The sequence below is a fragment of the Neobacillus canaveralius genome (assembly GCF_047237705.1).
GTDB classification, from domain to species: domain Bacteria; phylum Bacillota; class Bacilli; order Bacillales; family Cytobacillaceae; genus Neobacillus; species Neobacillus niacini_K.
Genome location: NZ_JBDFLL010000001.1, coordinates 3,531,567 through 3,554,241 on the forward strand (window position 1 = coordinate 3,531,567; position 22,675 = coordinate 3,554,241).

The 22,675-nt window shown below is 37.4% G+C and carries 21 protein-coding genes and 2 other RNA genes; 8 read left to right on the forward strand and 15 right to left on the reverse strand.

Features of this window, described 5'->3' with window-relative positions; all coding sequences use genetic code 11:
• Nucleotides 1-121 precede the first annotated feature (121 nt).
• Genes ABC255_RS17710 through ABC255_RS17720 form a run of 3 tightly spaced genes read right to left on the reverse strand, consistent with a single transcriptional unit; the run spans nucleotide 122 to nucleotide 3,865 of the window.
• Nucleotides 122-1,231, reverse strand: coding sequence for a Ger(x)C family spore germination protein (locus ABC255_RS17710; protein ID WP_412995517.1), 1,110 nt, complete (start codon nucleotides 1,229-1,231; stop codon nucleotides 122-124).
• On the reverse strand, nucleotides 1,228-2,328 hold the full coding sequence (locus ABC255_RS17715) for a GerAB/ArcD/ProY family transporter (RefSeq protein WP_412995519.1): 1,101 nt from the start codon (nucleotides 2,326-2,328) through the stop codon (nucleotides 1,228-1,230). Before ABC255_RS17715 ends, ABC255_RS17710 begins: the two co-directional genes overlap by 4 nt.
• Nucleotides 2,309-3,865, reverse strand: coding sequence for a spore germination protein (locus ABC255_RS17720; RefSeq protein ID WP_412995521.1), 1,557 nt, complete (start codon nucleotides 3,863-3,865; stop codon nucleotides 2,309-2,311). The genes ABC255_RS17715 and ABC255_RS17720 overlap by 20 nt, the downstream gene beginning before the upstream one ends.
• A gap of 223 nt (nucleotides 3,866-4,088) precedes the next feature.
• Between ABC255_RS17720 and rnpB the strand changes: the two genes are divergently transcribed.
• Both rnpB and ffs read left to right on the forward strand, forming a co-directional pair.
• Nucleotides 4,089-4,472, forward strand: an RNA gene (rnpB, locus tag ABC255_RS17725) — RNase P RNA component class B.
• A gap of 53 nt (nucleotides 4,473-4,525) precedes the next feature.
• An RNA gene (ffs, locus tag ABC255_RS17730) (signal recognition particle sRNA large type) lies at nucleotides 4,526-4,791 on the forward strand.
• Nucleotides 4,792-4,853: 62 nt separating this feature from the next.
• Here the strand turns inward: ffs and helD are convergent.
• The gene (gene helD / locus ABC255_RS17735) at nucleotides 4,854-7,163 is read right to left on the reverse strand and encodes an RNA polymerase recycling motor HelD (protein WP_412995523.1); all 2,310 of its coding nucleotides are present in this window, start codon (nucleotides 7,161-7,163) and stop codon (nucleotides 4,854-4,856) included.
• 629 nt (nucleotides 7,164-7,792) lie between these two features.
• On the opposite strand from helD, the gene ABC255_RS17740 reads away from it, so the two are divergent.
• Complete coding sequence (locus ABC255_RS17740) at nucleotides 7,793-8,629, forward strand: EcsC family protein (RefSeq protein ID WP_412995525.1); 837 nt, start codon at nucleotides 7,793-7,795, stop codon at nucleotides 8,627-8,629.
• Between the two features lie 69 nt (nucleotides 8,630-8,698).
• On the opposite strand, the gene ABC255_RS17745 is transcribed toward ABC255_RS17740, so the two are convergent.
• Complete coding sequence (locus ABC255_RS17745; RefSeq protein WP_412995527.1) at nucleotides 8,699-9,043, reverse strand: avidin-fold protein; 345 nt, start codon at nucleotides 9,041-9,043, stop codon at nucleotides 8,699-8,701.
• A gap of 42 nt (nucleotides 9,044-9,085) precedes the next feature.
• Entirely contained in the window at nucleotides 9,086-9,565 is a 480-nt protein-coding gene (locus ABC255_RS17750) for a GNAT family N-acetyltransferase (protein WP_412995529.1), read from the reverse strand.
• 139 nt (nucleotides 9,566-9,704) lie between these two features.
• On the opposite strand from ABC255_RS17750, the gene ABC255_RS17755 reads away from it, so the two are divergent.
• The gene (locus ABC255_RS17755) at nucleotides 9,705-10,916 is read left to right on the forward strand and encodes an MBL fold metallo-hydrolase (RefSeq protein WP_412995531.1); all 1,212 of its coding nucleotides are present in this window, start codon (nucleotides 9,705-9,707) and stop codon (nucleotides 10,914-10,916) included.
• Between the two features lies 1 nt (nucleotide 10,917).
• Nucleotides 10,918-11,184, forward strand: coding sequence for a DUF3006 domain-containing protein (locus ABC255_RS17760; RefSeq protein ID WP_412995533.1), 267 nt, complete (start codon nucleotides 10,918-10,920; stop codon nucleotides 11,182-11,184).
• Nucleotides 11,185-11,262: 78 nt separating this feature from the next.
• Here the strand turns inward: ABC255_RS17760 and ABC255_RS17765 are convergent, their stop codons facing one another.
• The gene (locus ABC255_RS17765; protein ID WP_335533272.1) at nucleotides 11,263-11,562 is read right to left on the reverse strand and encodes a hypothetical protein; all 300 of its coding nucleotides are present in this window, start codon (nucleotides 11,560-11,562) and stop codon (nucleotides 11,263-11,265) included.
• 193 nt (nucleotides 11,563-11,755) lie between these two features.
• On the opposite strand from ABC255_RS17765, the gene ABC255_RS17770 reads away from it, so the two are divergent.
• Complete coding sequence (locus tag ABC255_RS17770; protein ID WP_412995535.1) at nucleotides 11,756-12,454, forward strand: sulfite exporter TauE/SafE family protein; 699 nt, start codon at nucleotides 11,756-11,758, stop codon at nucleotides 12,452-12,454.
• 56 nt (nucleotides 12,455-12,510) lie between these two features.
• Here the strand turns inward: ABC255_RS17770 and ABC255_RS17775 are convergent, their stop codons facing one another.
• The 4 genes from ABC255_RS17775 to ABC255_RS17790 all read right to left on the reverse strand — a co-directional run bounded on the left by ABC255_RS17775 (nucleotide 12,511) and on the right by ABC255_RS17790 (nucleotide 15,253).
• Nucleotides 12,511-13,500, reverse strand: coding sequence for a Gfo/Idh/MocA family protein (locus ABC255_RS17775; protein WP_412995537.1), 990 nt, complete (start codon nucleotides 13,498-13,500; stop codon nucleotides 12,511-12,513).
• Between the two features lie 26 nt (nucleotides 13,501-13,526).
• Nucleotides 13,527-13,814 (reverse strand): putative quinol monooxygenase, encoded by a 288-nt coding sequence (locus ABC255_RS17780; protein WP_412995539.1) that lies wholly within the window; start codon nucleotides 13,812-13,814, stop codon nucleotides 13,527-13,529.
• 158 nt (nucleotides 13,815-13,972) lie between these two features.
• Nucleotides 13,973-14,155 (reverse strand): hypothetical protein, encoded by a 183-nt coding sequence (locus tag ABC255_RS17785; protein WP_412995541.1) that lies wholly within the window; start codon nucleotides 14,153-14,155, stop codon nucleotides 13,973-13,975.
• Nucleotides 14,156-14,257: 102 nt separating this feature from the next.
• Nucleotides 14,258-15,253 (reverse strand): DUF3231 family protein, encoded by a 996-nt coding sequence (locus ABC255_RS17790; RefSeq protein ID WP_412995542.1) that lies wholly within the window; start codon nucleotides 15,251-15,253, stop codon nucleotides 14,258-14,260.
• Between the two features lie 285 nt (nucleotides 15,254-15,538).
• Between ABC255_RS17790 and ABC255_RS17795 the strand changes: the two genes are divergently transcribed.
• Both ABC255_RS17795 and ABC255_RS17800 read left to right on the forward strand, forming a co-directional pair.
• Nucleotides 15,539-15,775: an ABC transporter gene (locus ABC255_RS17795; protein ID WP_412995544.1), complete on the forward strand. Its 237-nt coding sequence runs from the start codon at nucleotides 15,539-15,541 to the stop codon at nucleotides 15,773-15,775.
• 327 nt (nucleotides 15,776-16,102) lie between these two features.
• Nucleotides 16,103-16,570 carry a GreA/GreB family elongation factor gene (locus tag ABC255_RS17800; protein WP_412995545.1) on the forward strand — a complete coding sequence of 156 codons (468 nt, stop codon included), beginning with the start codon at nucleotides 16,103-16,105 and terminating at the stop codon, nucleotides 16,568-16,570.
• Nucleotides 16,571-16,619: 49 nt separating this feature from the next.
• On the opposite strand, the gene ABC255_RS17805 is transcribed toward ABC255_RS17800, so the two are convergent.
• The 4 genes from ABC255_RS17805 to ABC255_RS17820 form a co-directional block, all read right to left on the reverse strand.
• Complete coding sequence (locus tag ABC255_RS17805) at nucleotides 16,620-17,408, reverse strand: DUF2935 domain-containing protein (RefSeq protein ID WP_412995547.1); 789 nt, start codon at nucleotides 17,406-17,408, stop codon at nucleotides 16,620-16,622.
• A gap of 124 nt (nucleotides 17,409-17,532) precedes the next feature.
• Entirely contained in the window at nucleotides 17,533-19,656 is a 2,124-nt protein-coding gene (locus tag ABC255_RS17810) for a glycoside hydrolase family 3 protein (protein ID WP_412995548.1), read from the reverse strand.
• A gap of 363 nt (nucleotides 19,657-20,019) precedes the next feature.
• Nucleotides 20,020-21,246 (reverse strand): helix-turn-helix domain-containing protein, encoded by a 1,227-nt coding sequence (locus tag ABC255_RS17815; protein WP_412995550.1) that lies wholly within the window; start codon nucleotides 21,244-21,246, stop codon nucleotides 20,020-20,022.
• A gap of 122 nt (nucleotides 21,247-21,368) precedes the next feature.
• Complete coding sequence (locus ABC255_RS17820) at nucleotides 21,369-22,529, reverse strand: DUF4317 domain-containing protein (protein ID WP_412995552.1); 1,161 nt, start codon at nucleotides 22,527-22,529, stop codon at nucleotides 21,369-21,371.
• Nucleotides 22,530-22,675: the final 146 nt, after the last annotated feature.

The window sequence follows — 22,675 nt, forward strand, 5'->3', positions numbered from 1 at the left end:
ATCCTTTCATTAGGTAAGTAACTTTCTCTATACATATATACCTTTAATTAAAGAAATATTCCGTCTTTTTCAAAAAAGAAACTACGAAGCTATTTAGAGCTTGTGGTTTCTTTTTCAATCCTTACCTGACAATTCCGTGTTTGACAATTTCAGCTTTGACAACTGTATTAAACTTTATATTTTTAAAGTACTCCTTTTTATCTTGAATTTCCCAGGTTTTGGGGTGAAACGCAATCAGTCTCCTTCCAATTCCAAAAGCATCACAATTCACCTGCTGTAATTTTGTTATTACCTGTTTCGCGTCTTCAGTAAGCTCTTTTGATAATAACTTATTTAGACGATCCATTTCCTTTGGAACATCCCCTTTTGGGTACTCTTCAACACTTATCTTTAAATGTAAATTTATTGAAACAAATACCTCTCTATCTTTAACTTGAACCTTTAATTTTCTTTTCATATCTTGGATATTAAAGGAAATATAATCATTTACTACGTGCTGCTCATCATTATTAACTTGTTTTGTAAATCGTGCGTTTTTTCCTTTTTTGTTATTCAATAAAAGCAGGAGAGTTGATTCTTGTGGTGGTAAATTTCCTGTATATTTTTTATCATTCATTAACGCTAATCCTACAACCACTGCGCTTTTCTTTTTATTCATTTTAAGGAAAGGCAGGAGGGTATCTTCTCCCGGATCAATAAATTCTGAAGCGAGCGTTTGGATCGTTTGACTCGGAATGACGGAGTTTTCTTCTGCGCTTGTAATTGCATCTTGAATATATTCACTTACATTTGTCTCATGTTTTGGTTTAATATTAAGCAAATCAACTGCCTCCCCTTCCACAACCCCCAGAGTAGCGCCAAGTGAATTTCGTGGATCTCTCCAAATGACATCCAACGAGGAATAAATACCGGTACCAGCCATACGTTCGCCGAACAGGATCAGTTTATTTTTAGATGTATCTAATATACCTGCTATTTCACGGTCGATTTTAAGACGGCTATCCCTCGGTGTATAACCGCTAGCAGAAAATGTCTCACTTTTCACCATGGCTTGCGGACCCCCGGAGGACTCCTCAATAATCGGGATAGAGACCCCTAATAAAAGTTCTTCTTTCGAAGTTAAATCAAAACTTAAAATCTGAACCAATACCGCATTTTTCATCAGATGCTGATCCCAGCAGCCAGTAAGTAATAAACATAGAATTACCAAGATAGGCTTTTTGCCTTTCATACTTTACTCACCGCTTCTTTTTTTGTCAGAATAAACGAAAGAATAAATAGAAGTATCGGTATAATGACAATAAAAATATAGTGCGAAGGCCCAAGAACCTGATTAAAACGTTCAAAGTCTTTCCCTCGATCGGGGATAATGGCCAAAACTAAATAGATCCCAGCAACAATCGGGAGAAAGCGAGCATAGTGTTTTTTTCGAACAAGGCTAGCCAACCCCATTGAGGATAAAAATAGCCAGTTTGCTATGGAAGTAGCAACGATGACAAGCCAAAGTGATAAGAAAAATAAATCAGTCCTTTCGAGAACCTGAAATGAATAAGCTTTAATCATATACAATAATGGCTCAGGAGTCAGTGCAATATCCACATTAGGTTCGAAATAGACAATACTTGCGATCACCATAAAGGTATAAAAGAATGTAACAAACATGTTAGCTGTAGTGATGGCAACGAGCTTCTCTTTTCCGGAAGATTGAACATAGGGGTGGATAAAGAGAAAAAGTTCAAAGCCCAACATCGAGAAAGCTGCTTCTTTTGAACCTTTCAATATGGTTGGCATGCTATGATCCCCGATTGGAAAGATATACAGTAAGTTCGCATCTTTCATCGCATAAGAAATTAACGCTACTAATACAATCAAAATTGGCGATACCAGTACATAGAATCTTGCAATGCTGGTTAAACCTTCACTGACGATGTAAATGCAAGTTAATAGCATTAAAAGCATGGTGATCCAATTAGGGGTTTGCGGCAAAATCCATTTATCGATAATGTCACTATATCTCGCTAGAACTAAACTCCCTGTTACCATAAAGTACAAGGAATAACTAAGAATAAGTATTTTTCCGAAAATTCTCCCTAGTAATTTCGGAAGTATTTGATACAGTGAAAGGTCAGGAAATCTTCTGCAAAGTCCCCAAATGACGAAAATAACACCCTGTGATAAGACTCCTGCTATTATAGTTGAAATCCAGGCATCCTGTTTAGCTATTAATGCTACATCATGTGGCAATGATAATATTCCTACACCAATTTGTGCCTGAATTATCATAAATACAAGCTGTTTATTAGTAATTTTATTCGCGGTTAGTTTCATTAGTCTTCCACCCTCTTGACAAGGATTGCTTTCTCAACTTTTTCGGATTTGAATCGATTGGACGCGTATTAAATTTCCATAATGGTAAACGGATAAAAGTATCTTTTATATCTTTTAATCGAAATGGTGCCCAAGGTGCAAAATAAGGTGTACCAAATGATTCTAACCGGCATAAATGAGCTAAAGTAAACATAAATCCAAAAATAATCCCGACAAATCCAAAGGTTGAAGCAAGAATCATAAGAGGAAAACGCAATAAACGAACGGCATCGCTCATTTCCGTTGAAGGGATGCTGTAGGCTGCAACTGCCGTAATCGCCACAACTACAATCATGGTATTCGAAACGAGTCCAGCACGGACAACCGCATCCCCAATTACAAGCCCCCCGACAATACCAATCGTTTGGCCAATTCTTGCTGGCAGCCGTACCCCCGCTTCACGAATCAGCTCAATGGTCAACTCCATGACAAGTGCTTCAATTAATGGGGGAAATGGTATATTTCGAATAGAACTTACAACTGGGAGAACTAAATCATCTGGAAGTACTTCGAAATGAAAACCAATGATCGCAATATAAATAGCAGGTAAATTAACCGCAATGGCAATGCTCACGAGTCTCATGGAACGGATAAACGTTCCAATCATCCAGCGTGAATTATAATCATCAGGTGAATGAAAGAATGCAAAGAAGGTGACGGGTATAAGTAAACAAGAAGGACTGCCTTCCATTAATATCGCAACTCTTCCTTCATTCAGATGACCTATTACACGATCTACTCTCTCTGTACTTAAAATCTGTGGAAAAGGTGACCAGGTGGAATCTTCTATTAATTCCTGAAGAGATCCAATACTGGGTATATAATCAATAGAAATATAATCAATCCTCCGTTTAAATTCTTTAATTATTTCCTTATTTGCAAGGTCTTTCATATAAACCATGGTTAGTTTGGATTGAATATGCTCACCAACTGATAACTGTTCCATGACTAAGTCTGAAGTTCTTATCGATTTTCGAATTAAATGGAGATTGATCAAAAGATTTTCGATAAAACCTTCATGAGATCCCTGTATCACTTGTTCATTATTAGGTTCAATGACTGCCCGATCTTTGGAGATGGCCACTTCCAACCTGTAAAATTCTTGGTCTCTATCAAAGACGATGATACAGGATCCATTTAATAGTTCTTCTCTCGCTTTGATTAAGTTATCTGATTTTAGAAATTTAGATTTAAGTACACTTTCGAGCTTGTCACCATTCGCTTCCAGAACAGGACTTAAAATATTATTTTGAATTTTATCCGAATCCGTCATCGTATTTAAGAAGACAAGAATCCCCCGTTTATTTCTTACGTTGAATTCCTGGATTATTAAATCATCTGAACAAGAAAAAGTTTTTTTAATAAATGAAATGTTTTCATCTAGTGACGTAAATACCCCTACAAACGGTTTAGACTTCTGATCAGAAGGAACCTGTTTCAAGTCTTTTTTTATGTGACTCTTTATACCACGAAAAATAAAGTTCATTTTTTTCTCCATTTGACCTTTTTTCCAATACTTTCCCCCAAATATGGTAAATCTATGTCAATCTCCTTTTCATTTATAACCACGAACTCTAATGGAAATAATATGACATAATGATCAATAAGAAAGTAATTTATAAAAAAACCTTAATCTTCCATCTCTGGAGCAGTTCTCCTAATGACCACTTTCACTTTATTATGGTATATTGATTTACGTAGTCGATAACAAACAAACATGAAATGGTGAGTAATCGCGGCTCATGTTTACATGAGTTGAGGAAAGTCCAGGCTCGCCCGGTGCTGAGATGCCCGGAGTGTTCGTGCCATCTGTAAAGGTGGGCAGCAGTTCTTACTACTGACGGCGGGGAAATTATGCTAAGTCCTTCGTGGATATGCTTCGAGTACCCTGAAAGTGCCACAGTGACGAATTCTTCTGGAAACAGAAGAAATGGAACGGGTAAACCCCACGAGCGAGCAACCCAAACTTTGGTAGGGGCACCATTCTGAGGGAATTATGAACCAACGGATGGATCAGTCTAAAGTGACTGATAGTCATATGATTACACCTGTTGTGCGAGATTGGCATCGTTTGAGCACGCAGGAACAGAACCTGGCTTACAGCCATTTCATGCGCCGGTACTACACAAAACATAAGCAATAGTCTAGCCTATACATACCGTGCTAGACGGGGAGTTGGCGGTGCCCTGTAACCCGCAATCCGCCATAGCGGGGTTGAACTCCTGCCCGAGGTTTGAGCAAGTAAGGTCTGCCTTGTAAAAATAGTGTTGAAAAATTGGGTCCTGCGCAATGGTACCTACGAAACTGGTCAGGTCCGGAAGGAAGCAGCCATAAGTAGTCTCTACTATGTGCCGTGGGTCAGCCTAATTTGAGCTAATTTTTACAAGTAACGCTTGGTTGTTCTTATCAGAGGCAGGTGCACGGTGTTACATATACGATAAAAAGTGACAGGCACCATTCAGTTTATGAATGGTGCCTGTCACTTTTTATTTTATTTCGAAATGGGAAGTGTTTACTTTCGCTAATAACAATTGTGATGGCTCGGAGGAATATAAGTACAATTTATGCATCGGTCTTGTCATGGCTACATACAGTAATTTAATATCTAACTCTTCTTCACGATACGCTTCTTCCAAGGCTACAATGAGGACGGCATCAAATTCCAATCCTTTTGAAAGGTAGGAAGGTACGATGACTACACTCCCCTTTTTCATATCCTCTTTCTCTTCTAAAAGCTGGATAGGAAGATTGCTAGTCTCCAGCATTTTAAATATTCGCAAGCATTCGCTGTCGTTTTTTCCAATAATCGCTATTGAGTTGAGTTCTTGCTCTTTCAGTAATTGAATATCTCCCTCTAATAATTCTTTTACCTGTTGATGGCTGCCAGGATCAATTTTTGTAAAGCGCGGTTTGTCACCATGCCGGATGACTGGTTCTACAATTGGCAAGTCTTTGCCCATTATCGTGAGAATGTCATTCGCTAAGTGCATGATTTCAACCGTTGTTCGATAACTCTTTTGCAGGGCATGATAATTTGCATTAGGAAAAATTTCCGTAACTAATGGCTCCCAGCTGTTTAACCCCCGATACGAATGAATCCCCTGCGCTAAATCGCCCACGATCGTAAATAAATCCGTTTCGAAACCTTCTTTCATCGCAGCGAATTGAAAATAGCTGTAGTCCTGTGCCTCGTCTATGAATATACTCTTCATTTTAAATGGTTCATCAATGCCCTCTAATTTCGATTTCATATAAAATAATGGAGCTAAATCTTCTAGTTCCAGTGCCTTTTTAGCAAAAATCCTTTGACTATATAGGCTCAGTTTCTTGCACTCTTTTTCTGTAAGAGTATGTGAATATTTTTGTAAAAGTTCAGAAGATGTCATCAGGTCCTTATATAATGCAAAAATATCTTTTCTTACAAAAGGATCCATATAATTTTTAATAGCCGCCTTTGACTCCTGCTCTACGGTCCTAAGGCGCTTTTCCTTTGTATCCATGATGGTGACGACTCTTTCTCTTCTTTTATCTGCGTCCATTCTGTTGTTATAAAGTGCCTTTTCTAAGGCTTCATCATACTTACTATTAATCTTGGTTAGGATGATGGATTTTTTCAGTCGCAAATCATTGGCCAATAAATTTTTTATTTTATCGAGTCTTTTATAGATAGGTAAGTAGTTAAATTCTTTTAAAAAGAGTCGATTGATTTTTTGACCCCTCATGAGAAGTGATTTTTCAACAATAAAATCCTTTGTTGGTGCGAGGGTTTGCTCGATCTCTTTTACATAATTGTCGATTAATTCTTTAAAATCCAGGGAACCTTTATAACCTGACACCCATTGTAACCATTTTGATTTTTCCTCGCCTTTCATAAGGACCATTAATTTTGAGTTTGGTGTTAATAATTTAATTTTCTTCCCGAGACAATGTCTCATAAAATCGATATAGGTGGTTTGTTTAATCTTGTTTACCCCTAATTCTGGCAAAACAGCGGAAATATAATCAATAAACAATCGGTTTGGTGCAAGAATCATTAATTTTTCTGGAGGGAATCGATATCCAGAAGAGTAAAGGAAGTAGGATATTCTATGGAGTGCGATGGTTGTTTTACCGCTTCCTGCAGCTCCTTGAACGATGATGGGGTGTTTAAGAGACGCTCGAATGACGTCATTTTGTTCATTTTGGATGGTGGCGACAATTTCGGTCAAGCGATTGTCAGCTTTACCAGATAACGATTTCTGCAAGAGTTCATCGTGTGTGGTTAAGTCGATATCTCTTATCTCTTTTAGAAAACCGTTCTCTATTTCATATTGCCTTTTAAGAGATAGATAACCACTTTGGGGTTCCCCATAAGCATCATAGGTAACTTCCCCGAGTCGTCCATCATAGTAAACATTAGCAATCGGAGAGCGCCAATCCACTATAATCGGGATTTGGTTCACACGGTCAAATAGTGAGGCTTTCCCAATATAAAGAATTTCTTCATCGGTATCACCGCTGCTTTTAAAGTTTATTCTCGAAAAGTACGGTTTTCCAATGACACTCGCCAATCGCTCCAATTCACTCTGTGCCAATTCCAAATACTGAGCATTCGTTAGTAAGGTCATGTAACTTAAACTGCTGTCTGAGGTATCCAAGTCAGCAAACGCTTCCTTCAAATTTTCAATAAACTGTTCTTTATTCCCCTTCGACATTTCCAACACATTTTTTATGTATTCCTTTGTAAACTCTAAACGCTCAACTTCTAATTGATAATCTTTGTGGTCACGTACTGACTTTTGCCTTTTTGAACTCATTCTCTTAAACCGCCACCTCTCCCTATCATCGTTTACGACCAATCACACGAACACAAAAAGAAACATCTACAATTATTTTGCAGATGCTTTCATTTACAATGGAGCTATATTTTACCATTTAATAGTTATTAATTCAAATTATTAGTTTACTTTTTTATCCTTTGTAGTATAAGAGGACAATCAGGAAAATGATCAACCCGATGACAAATAGGGGACCTAATCCTGTGCTATACACAATATAAATTTTAATATGAAGAACCGCATGAACGATCAGAATGATGAGTAAGCAAAATAGCAGAAAAATAGTTAATTGAACATTTCTATTTCGATTCCGATTCAAAGACTTTGCTCCCTTCTAGAATCTCTACAGGGAAATCATGTACAAACTTAAATTTGTTTTTTATATAAATATTTTTATATAGGTCGAAATATTCCTTCATGAGCTAACCTTGTATTTGACCTTCAGTGCAGAAAGTAAGGACCTCCAAAAAGGAAAGTTAGTATATATATCGATCATTTGTGTATTCTATTAAATTGAAGTTTTGAAATTGTACTTAATAGATGAAACTTGTTTGAGACTTTCACGTATATACATGTTAAGAATTTGTTGAAATTGGAGTGGGATTGTTTTGTTAAATGGTGAATCAGCTGATTATTTAAAAGATGAATTAAAAAAGATTGAAGCTTGGGAAAATGAACAGAAAGATTTATGGTTTTGGGAAAAAATTGGCCGCTTGCCCTTCATGCTGCTAGATAAGCTAACCCCAAAATTTATTCAGGATAAAATCGGCTTGGCCATCGATGAATTAGGAAACTACATTCAGACAGGCGGTCAATATTTAATTAAAGAAGAAAATATATTGAAGAAATTCGCATCAGATTCTTCATCCGATGATCTTCACATTGGATTACTTGAACAGGTTCCGATAAGTAAAATGGATGAAATTGCAGAAGAGCTACGAAGTTCAAGAACTAAAATGGCCACGGTACAAGGAGCCACAACAGGGATTGGCGGGCTTTTTACGTTAGCTATTGATATACCTGTTTTGTTAGGATTATCACTCAAAGTCCTTCAAGAAATCTCCATTTGTTATGGGTATGATCCTAAAGAAAAATCAGAAAGGATTTTTATTGTGAAATGCCTGCAATTTTCTTCCTCCGATATTGTCGGGAAGAAGGCTATTCTAGAGGAGTTATCTTCCTTTAGACAAGGAGGTCAAAACCAGCAAATGATTTCACAATTACAGGGATGGCGTGAAGTAGTGACTACCTACCGAGATTCATTTGGGTGGAAAAAGCTTTTTCAAATGATTCCGATTGCTGGCATGATTTTTGGTGCGTTTATTAATCGCTCTTCGATTAATGATGTTGCCGAAGCAGGAAAAATGTTATTTCGAAAACGGAGAATCATGGAGAGACTTTATGACATCGACCAAGGAAAAGAAATCAGCAATGTTCCTAAATAAAAAAGCGTGCCAGGCACTATCCTCTGTATTGGACAGTTCCTGGCACTTCCTATTCTTCTTCAACATTACTTATCTCGTAACTTCTTCTATTATGGAACTTCCCTCAGCATTTTCAGTATCAAGCCATTTCCACTGTTCATATAGTCTAATTCTTCCATCAGCCAAGATATTCGGAGTAGACACACATTTTCCGCCCCTAATTTCATCCTTCGAATTCACATGATTGTATCTGAACTCTAAGCAGCCATCTTCCCGGACCAATCCAATTAATGTTCCCTGTATAATTTCGCCACCACCGTAAATTGCTGAGATGATTTTACCTTCCTGTTTATATTCAAAGACTGTTTGTGAAGAAACCTCCCCATTTTCCGTATTTTCAATTGATACAAACCTACGGCCATTATAATTTATCATGATTACCTCACTTCTCCTTTGATTTTTTTATAATCATACCATTTATTTCCTAGACATACCTCTAAATATTGAATAGCTCATCGGAGTAAATCTTAGTCCATTTACCGTCTGTTCCTGATCAAGATTGACAAATCCAAGTCGATGGTACACTTCTACCGCATAAGGAGATGAATTGACGGTAATGTTATTACAATTTGAATTCCTTTTACATTCCTCTAAAACAGTATGAAATAAACGTTTTCCAATCCCCTGCCTATGATAGTCTTTATTTACAAAAAGCAGGCAGATGTGATTGCTTCCTCTTGTTGCGATTACACCAGTTAATACATTATTAATGATACATCCCCAAAAGGTTATCTCTTCTTTTTCAAATTGTTTAATCATTGAATCAATAGATATAAATTTCTTGAATTCTTCAATTCCCTGGGGCGAATAATCAGGAGCTTCAAATTCTAGGAATACCGTCCAAACTAAATCAAGTGCATTTTCTATATGGTTTTTGTTCAATTTTATGATTTCCATATTAACCCGCTCTCTCTTTTTGATTTTATACTAAACTCATATTTTTTTTTTGACTAGACTAAAAAACACATAGGTCAGGCTTGAATTGTCTGAAAATGGTTGATTTGTGTTAAGCTAATAGGTGAAAAGGGGGAATTGAATGCAGAAACATTACCTTTTTGCTCTATATAGTTTCATTTTGATTTTTCTCATAAGCGGCTGTGGCCAAGAACTGCACCAATCCAAGGATATAGCAGAACGGAAAGAAAACATCGTAGAAAAGTCAGTTCCTACGCAAAAAGATGAAACACCTGAAGAAGATAAAGCAGTACGTTCTGATTTAACCGGACTTAAGGCTCACTTCATTGATGTCGGTCAAGGTGATGCAACTTTGTTTCAGTTTTCTGAAGGTGGTGAGGACTTTACAATACTCATTGACGCTGGCAACTGGACTGGTGATGAAGTCATCCAATATCTAAGGTCACAGAAGGTATCACAAATTGATATTGCGGTTGGAACACATCCAGACGCCGATCATATTGGGCAGTTAGATCAGGTCATTAACAACTTCAATGTGGGTGAGGTCTGGTTATCAGGGAACACAAATCCCTCTCAAACGTTCCAAAGTCTGTTAAAAGCGATCGATGCGAAAAAAGTTGACTATTATGAACCGAGAATGGGAGATCAGTTTGAAGTAGGTCCGCTCCAAATTGATGTCATATATCCAAAAACAATAAGTGAACAGGATAATGAAGAATCGATTTCGTTAAAATTAACCTATGGTGACGTTAGGTTTATTTTAACAGGAGACGCGACTACGGACGCTGAGTTAAAAATGCTTCAAAGTGGTATCGATGTTAAAGCTGACATTCTGAAACTTGGTCATCATGGGTCTTCTACATCGACGCACCCCAGTTTTTTACGGGAAGTGCAGCCAGCTGTGGCGATATACAGTGCCGGTTTGAACAATACATATGGTCATCCACATGAAGAAGTGGTAAATCTTATTCAAAATTCTAAAATCCAGCTTTATGGGACAGATGTTCACGGCACCATCATTGTAGAAACAGCCGGAAAAGATTATAAAATATTGACGAAAAAGGATGGGACGATTACACCCTCGAGCAGCGGAAGCACACCTAACGATGAGGCTAAAGTGGAAACTGCTCCGATTGCTGGCAATTGTATCGACATAAATACGGCATCCATCGAGCAGCTGCAGGAAATCATGCACATTGGGCCTGCCCGTGCCCAGGATTTAATCAACTTAAGGCCTTTTTCCTCAGTAGATGATTTAGGCAGAATTAAAGGAATTGGACCAGCAAGGATCGCAGATATAAAATCGCAAGGACTTGCTTGCACAGGAGGTTAGGATGATTAAGGGTTACCTAGACAGAATCGAAGACAATCAATTTGCTGTTATTTTAGTAGAGGAAATCAAAAAAGAATTTGTTATTCCAGTCGAGGACTTACCGGAAGGAAGCAAGAAAAACTCCTATTTCGAAATGAGTATCGAAAATGACAAAATTTCATTGATTAAATTGGACGAGCAAACTACTCAGACAGAACAGGAAAAAGTGGATGATTTGATGACAAAGCTTCGTTCAAAGAGTAAAGGCAGTAAATTCAAAAAGAACTAGTTACGTTTAATCGCAAATAAATTTATAAAAATGGAAAACTCTCGATATTCAGGGAGTTTTCCTTTTTTTGCCAACTGGTTAATCGAACCTCACTGTATCTACTCCATCCACAATATCCTCTAGTTCTGTGAGAAAATTTAGTTGAACAGGAGCTGGAATTTGTTCCATCCATTTTTTTATTTCTGGTAACTCCTCAGCCTCTTCTATATCTTTTGGCTTTGGGTCAAGTGTCGCCCACCATTTCTTTAATTCATCAATAAATTCATAAAAGTAGCGTTCAAATCTTTCTGCCCATTCTGCCCCTTCATCATCAGAAGTCTTTTGCATCATACTCCAGGCTTCCATCGCTGTTTCAAAGTACTCATCAATCTTCTTCATGTGGGAACTCCTCTCTATATACTGTTTTATTCTATTGAACTACTTTATCATGATACATGTGAAATCCCAAAACTAAACATAGAAAATAATCCTTTTCTGCTTTAAAATAATATAGAGAATTATTAAAAAATTGAGGTGATTTATCATTTTTGACTTATCCTACATTGAATGGTTTATCGTTATTTTGAGCACGGTGTTTATTGGTTTTACAAAAACCGGAGTATCCAGCATGGGTATTCTTGTTGCCACGATTCTTATGTACGTATTTCCTGCAAAAGAATCCATAGGAATATTGTTGCCAATGTTGGTCGTCGGAGACCTTTTTGCAGTCATTTTTTATCGTCGAAGCGTAGTTTGGAAATATCTCATTTCATTGATTCCTTGGGTATTGATTGGAATCGCTTTCGGATATTTTGTCCTTAATCAAATAAACAGCGATCAGTTAAAACCACTGATTGGTGTTATCGTATTGGCACTCATTATTTTGCATATCAGTCGTGAACGATTTGGAGAAAAATTTACGGAGGCTCTGCCAAAGTCTTTATGGTTTACCCTCTCTATGGGAATCTTAGCAGGATTTACAACAATGATTGGAAATGCAGCAGGCGGCGTAATGGCGATCTATTTATTGATGAAAGGCTTACCGAAAAAAGAGTTTGTTGGAACAGGGGCATGGTTTTTCATGTTCGTGAATTTGATTAAGATACCGTTTTATATCAGTTTAGGATTAATTACCTTTGATTCCATTACCTTTAATATGTGGTTGATTCCTACTATTTTAATAGGTGCTGTGATTGGAATTAAAGTGGTGCCTCTTATCCCGCAAAAAGCCTTCCAAACACTAATTCTTGGCTTTGCCATAATCGGAGCCTTAAGACTTATATTAGTTTAATAGTTTAAAAAAGTAACCATTCTTTGTTAGAATGGTTACTTTTTTGTAAGCATTAATTAAAGGTAATAGTTCTTCACCATTTCACCCATGACCCAGTTGGTTCTGGCACCAGACATTCCGGTGCTAGGACACCCGCTATTTTCAGTGGTTAGATCAGATACAATGGTTTCAACCAGGGGTTGATGAACATGCTGTGGCCGTTCGAAACTCCACTCTTCTGTACCCTGTTCTGTAGTCAATCGTATCGGTTCGTTCCCAAAGGTGGAGAAGGTAATCTTCCCTTTGCTGCCTATGATTTCATTTATATCCTCATTTTCAAAGGCAGTAAAACACCATTTCCCTACACCATGAATGCCAGATTCAAACAAATATGTACTGGAAACAATATCTTCAGCACCGTAATAACCTGCTTGATTGGAAGCAAATCCTTGGACAGACGTAATCGGTCCCAGCAAAAAGTCCAATAAATCGAGCGTATGACTGGCTAAGTCAAAAAAGAGTCCTCCGCCAGCCAATTCAGGTTGAACACGCCAAGAGAGCTGTTCAGGTTCCTTCCCCGCTTCAAAATCTTTTTGATACTGTGTGGCAGATACGAACCGAACCTCGCCGATAGCACCATTTTCTAACAACTCTTTTACTTTTAAAAATCGAGGTTGTGCTCTGCGATAATATGCCACATATAAAGGGACTCCTGCGTTTTCGCATGCTGTCATCATTTCTTGGCACTCGCTGTAATTGCGTGCCATTGGCTTCTCTACATAAACAGCCTTCCCTGCTTTAGCTGCTTTTAGGGTATATTCCATATGAGAGCCAGGAGGTGTTGCAATATATATAGCATTTACATCTGGATCGTTAATGAGTTGGTCTGCATCGTCATACCATTTGGGAACATGATGGCGTTCCGCATAGTCTTTCGCAAGCTTTCCTGTTCTACGCATGACAGCAACCAGCTCAGAGTGATTGATTTTTTGGAATGCCGGGCCGCTTTTTACTTCCGTTACATCCCCACAGCCAATGATGCCCCAACGAACTTTATCCAACTTCATGATATTTCCCCCGCTCTGCTACGTTTCTATTCTACTTCTCTATAAATGTTAATTTCGGTACTTTCTCGTAGTTCTCTAAGCCCTGGTACAATTCTTTTCACATGATCGGTTTTATTATGTTGAGCTAAGGCCTCTTCATTTACCCATTCTTCTAGCATAGTGACGATTGATGGATCATTGATATCCTGATGAAGAGCATAGGTAATACATCCTTCTTCTTTTCTGGTTTCTGCCACTAATTCTCTAGCTTGAATCAGATATTCCTCTACCGATACACCTTGTTTCAATTTGGCTTTTGCAACCACTTTTATCATTTCATTTACCCCTCTCGTTTTTTACAACTACCGTTACCGCTAATTAGTAATTTGATTGGATATATGCTGCTACATACTCTATTTTGCACAATCTTCTAACAAGTAACAACTTGTTTCATGATTTTTTTCATAGTTTTCCTTATTTTATCACTATTGAATTAATAAATTTGCCTAAAGTGGTTCTTTAATTCTTTTTCAGAAAGAATGATTTTGCCGTCTAAGTTCCTGGTTTGTAAAACAAACTCTTTTACCCCAATAAATTCTGATTCTGATATAAGAAAGAAAGTAGTTCCTTTTTTATAGATTCCTTTGAAATCTTTCATTAATTTATATCTCTTCATTTACATACCTCAGTCTGTGTGATTGATAAATATTTTACAGACCGTTCTCGAATGATACAAGAAAAGAGCAGTAGCCAACTGCTCTTTTCTCAGGTTTATTTTTCATTTCGATGCTTCAAATTGAGGAGGCTGCTCGAACCATTTTCTTTCAATCATCAAATTCATTCCATCTTCCCCAAAAGCTCCTGTTTTGGTTAGAAAATTAGCATACATGGCACTGATATCCCTGCGCATCGTAGTTGCTAAACCAGCACCATATGCTGCCATTCCCAGATTTGAAAGTATTCCTATCACATAAAGCATTAATTGTTCCGAAAACGGAGCTACAGTCGATTCGGTAACACCATGATCCCATGAATTGGCGGCGGGCACTTCACTTTCCTGTAATACATCATGAATGGAGCTTAAGATATGTTTGCACAAGTTCTTTCCTCGATGGAAATATTCACGCAGTTCACGATCCTGTATTACTTGTGAAAATGCAGTACACAGTTGCATCCCCATTTCATTTTGGATGGCATTAATCAATAAATGCGTGGCCTCAATCCCTAATAACGGACGCCTGCGTCCAAGCCAGCCTGTCAGAAAATTTTCTTTGTTCACAAAATCAATTTCTGAAGGATAATTCATGTATGGCATTCTCACATAAATCCCTTTTTCCTGCATTTTACTTACTACTTTATTGTATAACTGAGCCACATCATCCATAAGAGTATTAAATAACCTTCGCACATCTTCCCTCGCGGAAACGGTTAAACCCGCAGTATGCGAAGCAAGACCAAATTTGCTCATTTGAAGGATACACTGTATGTAATAGAGATCAGAAAAAAGTTTGGCTGCATTTGGGATCACATGTTTCTCAACCTTGAAACCTTCCGGTACAACGATTTTCTCCTTTAAAAATAGCTGTTCAATCTGTTTTTTATGTGTTTCAGCTAAATACTTTGCTTCTTCTAACAGTGTTAGAATCTCCGGATCCGTACAGGTTTCTATAAAGTGAGTCACCATGCAAAATACTACGCTGATATTTATATTGGCTGTCCATAGCGCTGATATCTCAGCACTCGTTAATTTAACTATCTCTACTTTATTAGTCATTACATATCCCTCCATAACCTTTAGAATTCCCAAATCAAACTTAGATATTTAATCTTCAATTTCATAATTACAATAAAAACCTACTGTCCGCCTGAGGTGGACAGTGTCCACGAGCGGTGCCTGTCACCGTGCCTTTGTGTCACCGTGCCTTTGTCACCGTGGCTTTTGAGGTCTGTCAATATGGTCTCCGTCGCCCATTTCCGCCCCTTTTGCTGGATTTGTAGAACAGGCTCTACCCCTCGGCATATGATGATATTGAACTACCATAGTGAGGGGGTGAATTTCATGAGTAATGGTCATTCTTCCTGTGGCATTTTGGGACTTTTCCTTGGATTTTTAACAGGTTTAGTATGGTTGCTGCTTGCGACTTTAGGTGTTATTACTAAATTCCTTATTATCCTTACACTAGGCGCACTTGCCAATATTTTTAACATCTTAATTTCGTTAATCGGCTTCCTCGTTGTCATTATTTTTGGTTTACTCATTTTCAAGAAAGTTTGGCGGTGTCACTTTAAAAAGTGAGGTACTTTCTAAAACCAAACTTTATCCTACAAACAGTCTCTTTAAAGGGACTGTTTTTTATTGTATTTGCACCTTATAAACACTTCTCAACAATAATTGCTAATCATGCTATTTCTGTTGATATATGGTAAAATAGAACTAATATCTTCCAATAGGTAAAGGGCATCGTCCTCTTTACTGTACAGGAATTCTGATAACGCCACTTTTACGGTGAGTTATCTTATTTTCTGTAAGGAAGGTTTATTTTTTATATTTAGGAGGAGTTATAAATGAAACAATCAATGAAGTTTTGCAAAAAGTTCAATCCAAGTTTGGGGGTTATCTACTATGAACCATAGTCTACACCTAACTAAGGATTACTACGTTCAACAGTTGAGTTATATAGACGAAAACATCAAGGAGTTAACCAATCTCTATCTTTCTTCCACTCCTATACAAGAACGATTAAAACACTTTTTTAATTTATATGTATTAGAAGTTGAGGACTTATTAAAAACAAATAAACGAAATGAAATCATTTCATTTTTTCCCAAAGTGTTGATCGGGACAAAGGTTACGGTATTGTACGATGAGGAAAATGAAACAGAGGATTATGTTATTTGTTACCCAGAACAGTCGGATCCGGATTTGGGCTATATTTCCTTTTTATCTCCAGTAGGCAGGCAGCTGCTTTTTAAGAATCTCGGTGATAAGGTATCCATAAAAATCCCAACCGGGGAACTGTTGGTAACCATTAAAGAAATTTCATTTGTCGGCCAACTAATCGATTATGAAAGAAAGACAAAAGAGGCTTAAGAAATGAAAATAGACCTTCCACCAATTTTGGTGGAAGGTCTTAGTTTATTTACGTTCCACTGAGACTAGCCTCAAACATTTCTATGATTTCTATGAATCTTGAAGCTTCCCTAAATGTATGGTCAGCTAAGAGAGGATGTATATTGCTCTTAATCCGACATTCTTCTATTAAGTCTCTTGCTGTTTTCTTGAAATCCCTTAATGAAGCAACGGATACTTTATTTTGATTTAACATTTGACCGAGCAATGGTTTGGTTTTAGATTGAGGCGCCATATAATCTAAATCAACTGCCTGGAACAATAATTTGTCAAAATCATTACTAAACTCTCTCGCCTGGTCTACTAATTTTCTTTCTGAAGGATCTAAAAGGTGTCCGATAAACTTTGCGTGGTCAGCCATAATTTTTAAGAAAAATACATTTTCTTGAATAACCGTATCTGGTGTCGGGGCTAATATTCCTTCATTTAATTCTTTTAACCGATTTGCAAAATAAGCAGCTTCTCTGCTAATATGGTCAACTAATAAAGGGAAATTGTTGTGCCTTATTTGACAGCGAAGCGTTAAATCTAATATCTTCCTTTTATACGCATATATAGCTGCTGCTGCTTGATATACCTCAGTATTAAAAGCTTGAACTTGACGCAGATCCGAATTCACCGTAAATCTGGATAACTTCTCCTCGATCCTCTCAAATAAAGCATAAAACTGCTGTGCTTCCTCAATTAATTGTTTTTGTTCATACGTGAAACCAAGACTTAAAAATAATGAATGCTCTTTCATAATCCGAGACCAAAATTGAATTTCGTCTAATGACCGAGCAACAATCGGATTTGCCATGTTGTCCCTCCTTAACTATACACTTCCCTCCCAAATATATGTATTGACTGGTAGTCCATATTACCTAATTTTCTTTATCAACAAAAAAGCTAAGGCATTCACCTTAGCTTAAGTAAATCAATTATTAGTAAGTTAATCCATGACCAAGTTTATAGACATTTCCATCACTGTCTTTATATGCATATGAAAGTCCTTCAGACATATATTTGTCCTTGTCATAGCCTGGTACATCATTTGGTGACACACAATCACCATTTTCATCGACAGCAATTACCTCTTCACTAGCTGGCAATGATAACGGCAGGACGCCGACTGGCTGGAACTGACCAGCGATTACCTCAAATTGAGGCTTAAAGAAGGTATCATATCCCGCAATCAATGCATCTGCAAACGGTTCAGCATTTCCAAGTATCCATGGCAATGTCACATTTACACTGATTACAACCTTACCACCACGATTATGAATATCATTACACACTTCTTTGAGGCGATCTATTTCACTCAAAGTTGTTTCTTGATACTCCGAGCCATCTAAAGCTTTTATTGTTTTATTCTCGCATAATTCAAGTTCTAAAAGTCCAGGTGTCGCATTGAAATAAGATCCGGATTTTGGCTGCAGGAACAAAATCGCTACTTCTGCTTCCTCATGGTTCTCCGTTAAAGTGAAAATTCCAAATTCCTTACATTCTTTCCTAGCTTGGTCCGTATAAGTAGCTGCAAGTTTTTGATCCTTATGGAAGACTTCTACATATACCTTCTTATTCGTAAGCTTTTCAGCAGTTAATGGCAATGTCTCATTTGAATTTTTAAGAACCGTTACGGATTTCTTGTGTGCTTCGTATGCCGCTTCCCAGTGAGCTGGAGTACCAACCACTTCAGTCGCATTTTCAGGTGAAACATAGGTACGATCATCAAATAATCCTAATGTAAACATTTCTGTAAGAAGACGTACATTTGCTTCATTAATACGCTTTTCACTAATCCAACCTTTTTCGATGGCAATTTTCAGGTTTTCAATATCGTTGGTATCGGCGACAAGATCTGTTCCAGCATTGATTGCTTTGGCAAAACGTTCAGCCTCACTCTTATCTTCTACGCCCCAGCTCATCTTATTTGTGATACCGCTATCACTATTGATGTAACCTTTAAACCCTAGTCCTTCACGAAGGATACGTTGTAAGAAATAATGATTAAACGTAAAGCCGACCTCTTCGAATGGAATATCTTCTCCCTCGAATTCTTGAACCACACTCTTACTGATACTTGGTATTGAATAATATGGCATTATGGAAGAAGTTCCATGTTCAACCGCTGCTCTAAATGGCGGTAAGTGATATTTTTCTAAACTTCCTGGAGTTGGGTACAGATTCCATTTTCCTTCTGCATAGTGAGGATCAAATCCATTTTCCCTTGCACCTCCGCCAGGGAAATGCTTAGTTGTCATGGCAATACTATCTTTCCCTAACTCCTTACCTTGGAATCCGTCTATGATACGTCCAATAGCATCTGAAATAAATTCCGCATCTTCCCCAAATGTACCATACGTACGCTGCCATCTAGGATCGGTAGCGGTATCCGCCATATACATATAACCTTTTCTGATTCCCGTCGCATCCCACTCATCGTGCGCAATTTTAGCAAATTCGCTAATTAGTGATGCATCGCCGCCATTTTTGATATCTCCCATTGCTGCTGCAGCAAGCCCTAAAGTTCCTGGCCATGTTGAAAAAATCCCAACTGCGTCGTTCATACCAAAAATGGATTCACCATTTTCATTTCGTGAATTGGATGCAATTAAGCAAGGAATACCAAGACGAGTTCCCTCCGCTATTTCATTCATTTTATTGATCCACTCTGCCATTTGTGCTGGACTATGGTTGTCTCTATGAATAAAGTGTCGTAAATGCATATTTTCAATTGTGTGAGTAGTTCCATATATTTTTGCAACCGCAAAGATGTTTTCACCTTTTTCAACGATTGCTTCATCAAGTACTCCATCATGACTTGTCTTACTCTTATCTTCTTGAGAAAGACCCATTTTACGCGTATTAATCAGCATCATACCGATTTTTTCATTGTTATTCATCAAGGAGACTAGGTTCTCAGCCCGTTCTTTTGGGGTTAAACGCCAATCTTTATAAGGTTCTAGTTTTCCGCTATTATTTAAATCTTTAAATTTTAATCCATCGACTTCGATGATATTTTTAACTCTCGCTTCTAATTTGGGTTGTTTCTGGTTACTTTCCAATGTAATGCCTCCTAAACTTGTTTAAATCTCCTATTGTTAATATTAACAATTTGACGAAGCATCCACACCCAATATTGTTGTCTTTTGTATAAAATTGCAACTATCGTAAAAATAAATTTTTATTGTTGGGCTGTGTTAACCCAGGCTGTTGATTTGCGCTCCAGGCGCTATGCTTTCCGCGGGCTCGCCCGTGAGCCTCCTCGGTCGGTCGTTCCGACCTGTGGGGTCTCACTCAGCTCGTTCATCCCGCAGGAGTCAAGCGCCTTCCGCTCCAATCAACAGGTTCTAAAATCAACAGTCTCCTTTAACACAGCCATGTTTAAAGAAATAATCTCATTTCTAAAATTGTAAAGAGGCAATGCCTTATGCATGTGCCTCTTTTTCTACTATTTTGTTGCGTTTATACTCGGAGGCTGTCATTCCTGTTATTTCTTTAAATACTTTACAAAAATAATTATAACTACTAAAACCGACCTGTAATCCAATTTCTGTTGTCGATAACCGACCTAGATCAATTAAAAATTTTGCTTCGTCAATACGCTTTCTCTGGATGTAATCAACCACTGAAAGATTCATTTCTGATTTAAATTTTTTCGCGAGATACGTTCGATTAAATCCTATTAAATCTGCAACAGTTTGCAAATTTATCGATTCATTAAAATGGAGATTTATATACATTAACGCTTTTTTTACAACTGGACTATACCCGTTGATAGCGAAATTTTTTACCGCATGACAATATTCATCTATCATACTAACGTCAATCGTATTTAATTCGGACATTGTCACTGCTGACTCAATTTTCAGCGCGAATTTTTCCGAAATAGCATGTAAATATTGTGGTTCAACACCGCCGTTTCCAGCAGCGATTCTATACATGGTATTACCTGAAAAGGTAATATTTTTTCTTGCTCGTAATGGATTACCTGGCACTCGATATAAAAAATCACCTATATGATGATCAAGCATCGCTTTCATTGCATTTTCTTTATCTCCGTTTTCAATAAAGTGCAATAGTTTCTTTTCTGCATCGTATCTTTGTTTTATTTCGATTCCACTCTGGTCATAGTCTTCAGGCTCCACATCAAGGCGATACTGCTTACCACTGTTTTTAGAGGAGATGATTTGAGCTTTTACATGTGGATGAATAACGATATTGACTAACAAATCGCCGATTGCTAAGTAGGAGTTTGCTAATAATGGTAATGATTTATAATAGGTATCTAATTGTTTTAACCAGTTATTCTCAAGATTGTTTTCCTTTATTACGTTCCAGATCATATGATCAGTAACCCGTTCATTCAAAAATGGACCAACAACAACCATACCCGCATACCCGTCATCCTCGTTTATAGGTACTGCCAAATATGATAATTGAAAAGGATCGGTTTGATAACAAAAACTATCTTTATTTGCTTGTACTAACTCTTTTTGAATCTCCATTAACATTCTTTTTCGGGATTCAATCACCATCAAGGGTTCATTATCATCCGCAATTTGTATAATCGTCTTCATTTCATTATCTAGAGCTTGTACACCTATTTCAAACGCTTTATTAATTTGCCAACACTTGCTTATCAGTTCTTCCATCTTAATCACCTATACAAATGATATCAAATCAGCAATACAGCTAACAAGTTGAGCGATGTCAAAACAAAAAAGTTGGTTCCTACTTTTTTAGTAGAGAACCAACTTACCTGTCACATAACCCTTTAGATTATTTCTGATTCTAATGTGAATCCTTCCACGACTACATCATCTTCAATTTCCAGCATTAAGCACCTTTTTCCTTGGAACATAATATATTTTACATGTTTCAGGTCCTTCGGGCTTAGTGATAGATTTGCAACCTTTGTTTCAATTTTTATTGTTTTAGGAAGTACACTGCTTGCTTTAAGTTCATGTTTTTCATCATCCAAGATGGCTTTGAAAGCATGTTCGACTTTTGCCGTATCCACATTTTCCACTCCGCTGACCTTTAATATGCGTTCGATATCCCGGGAATCCAACATCGGAGCTTCACTTTCTTCATTTTCTTTGCTCTCTTGAACCACCCTATCAATTTCCTCATAGACATTCGAAATGACCTGGGATTCTACTTTGTCACCGATTACTTTATTAAGGATGATTTCGAAGCTATCCTTTTCTTCTAATGCTGTAATAATTTCCTCGCAATTGAGTACCTCTTCCATAAATGTCTCATCCGGTTGATTCGCTTTACCTGCACAATATAGAATATGGTTCACGTCGGCAGCATTGTCATTAAAAGCAGGAAACAAAAAGCCTGACATCGGAGAAGCTAAATTAATGATTGGATCAAATGCGTTATTAGATCTAAATTCTCTTTCAACATAATCGAACACCAAGGCTCTTTTCGGCTGATCCGTTTTATTCAGACTGCAGAGGATAAACTGGTTTGAATAAACTTCATCATCCCCACCTTCTTCGGATTCCTGGTCTCGTTTCTTAGTCGCTTTTCGATACTCACCTCGTATGAACGTCACGACTGTATCAAACTCATAAACAGTATGAGCAAACATCTTACTAACGATTTGATGCATTTGATCGATCCAATCATCGGTCGTTGCTGCCTGTAATCCATCGAAGAGTATGATTTGGGTGCTGTCTTCCACATCCCGTTTAAATTTCAGTTCGAATAGTTTTGCATCGAGTTGTCCCGTTAAAACCTTTTTGAAATTAATTAAAAATAATTCTTGTGACTCTTGGTCTAACAATTCAAAGGGTGAAATGACGGAATGATAGATTTCACCTGATTCTTTCTGAACATAAACATTTAAAATCTCTCGTATTTGCATGAGATTATTGTTTAACTTAAATTGCTTCCGGATATTTGCGATATCTTTTGAATTCATTTTCTCAACTCCCATCACTGATTATACTGTTCAAAAAGAAAAATAGTAATACTTGACAATTCCACGTTTTTATATCCGAAACTTATACCTGAGGACGCAAAATCGACATATTATTTTATTAGAGAACAGCGTTTTATTTGTGTTAA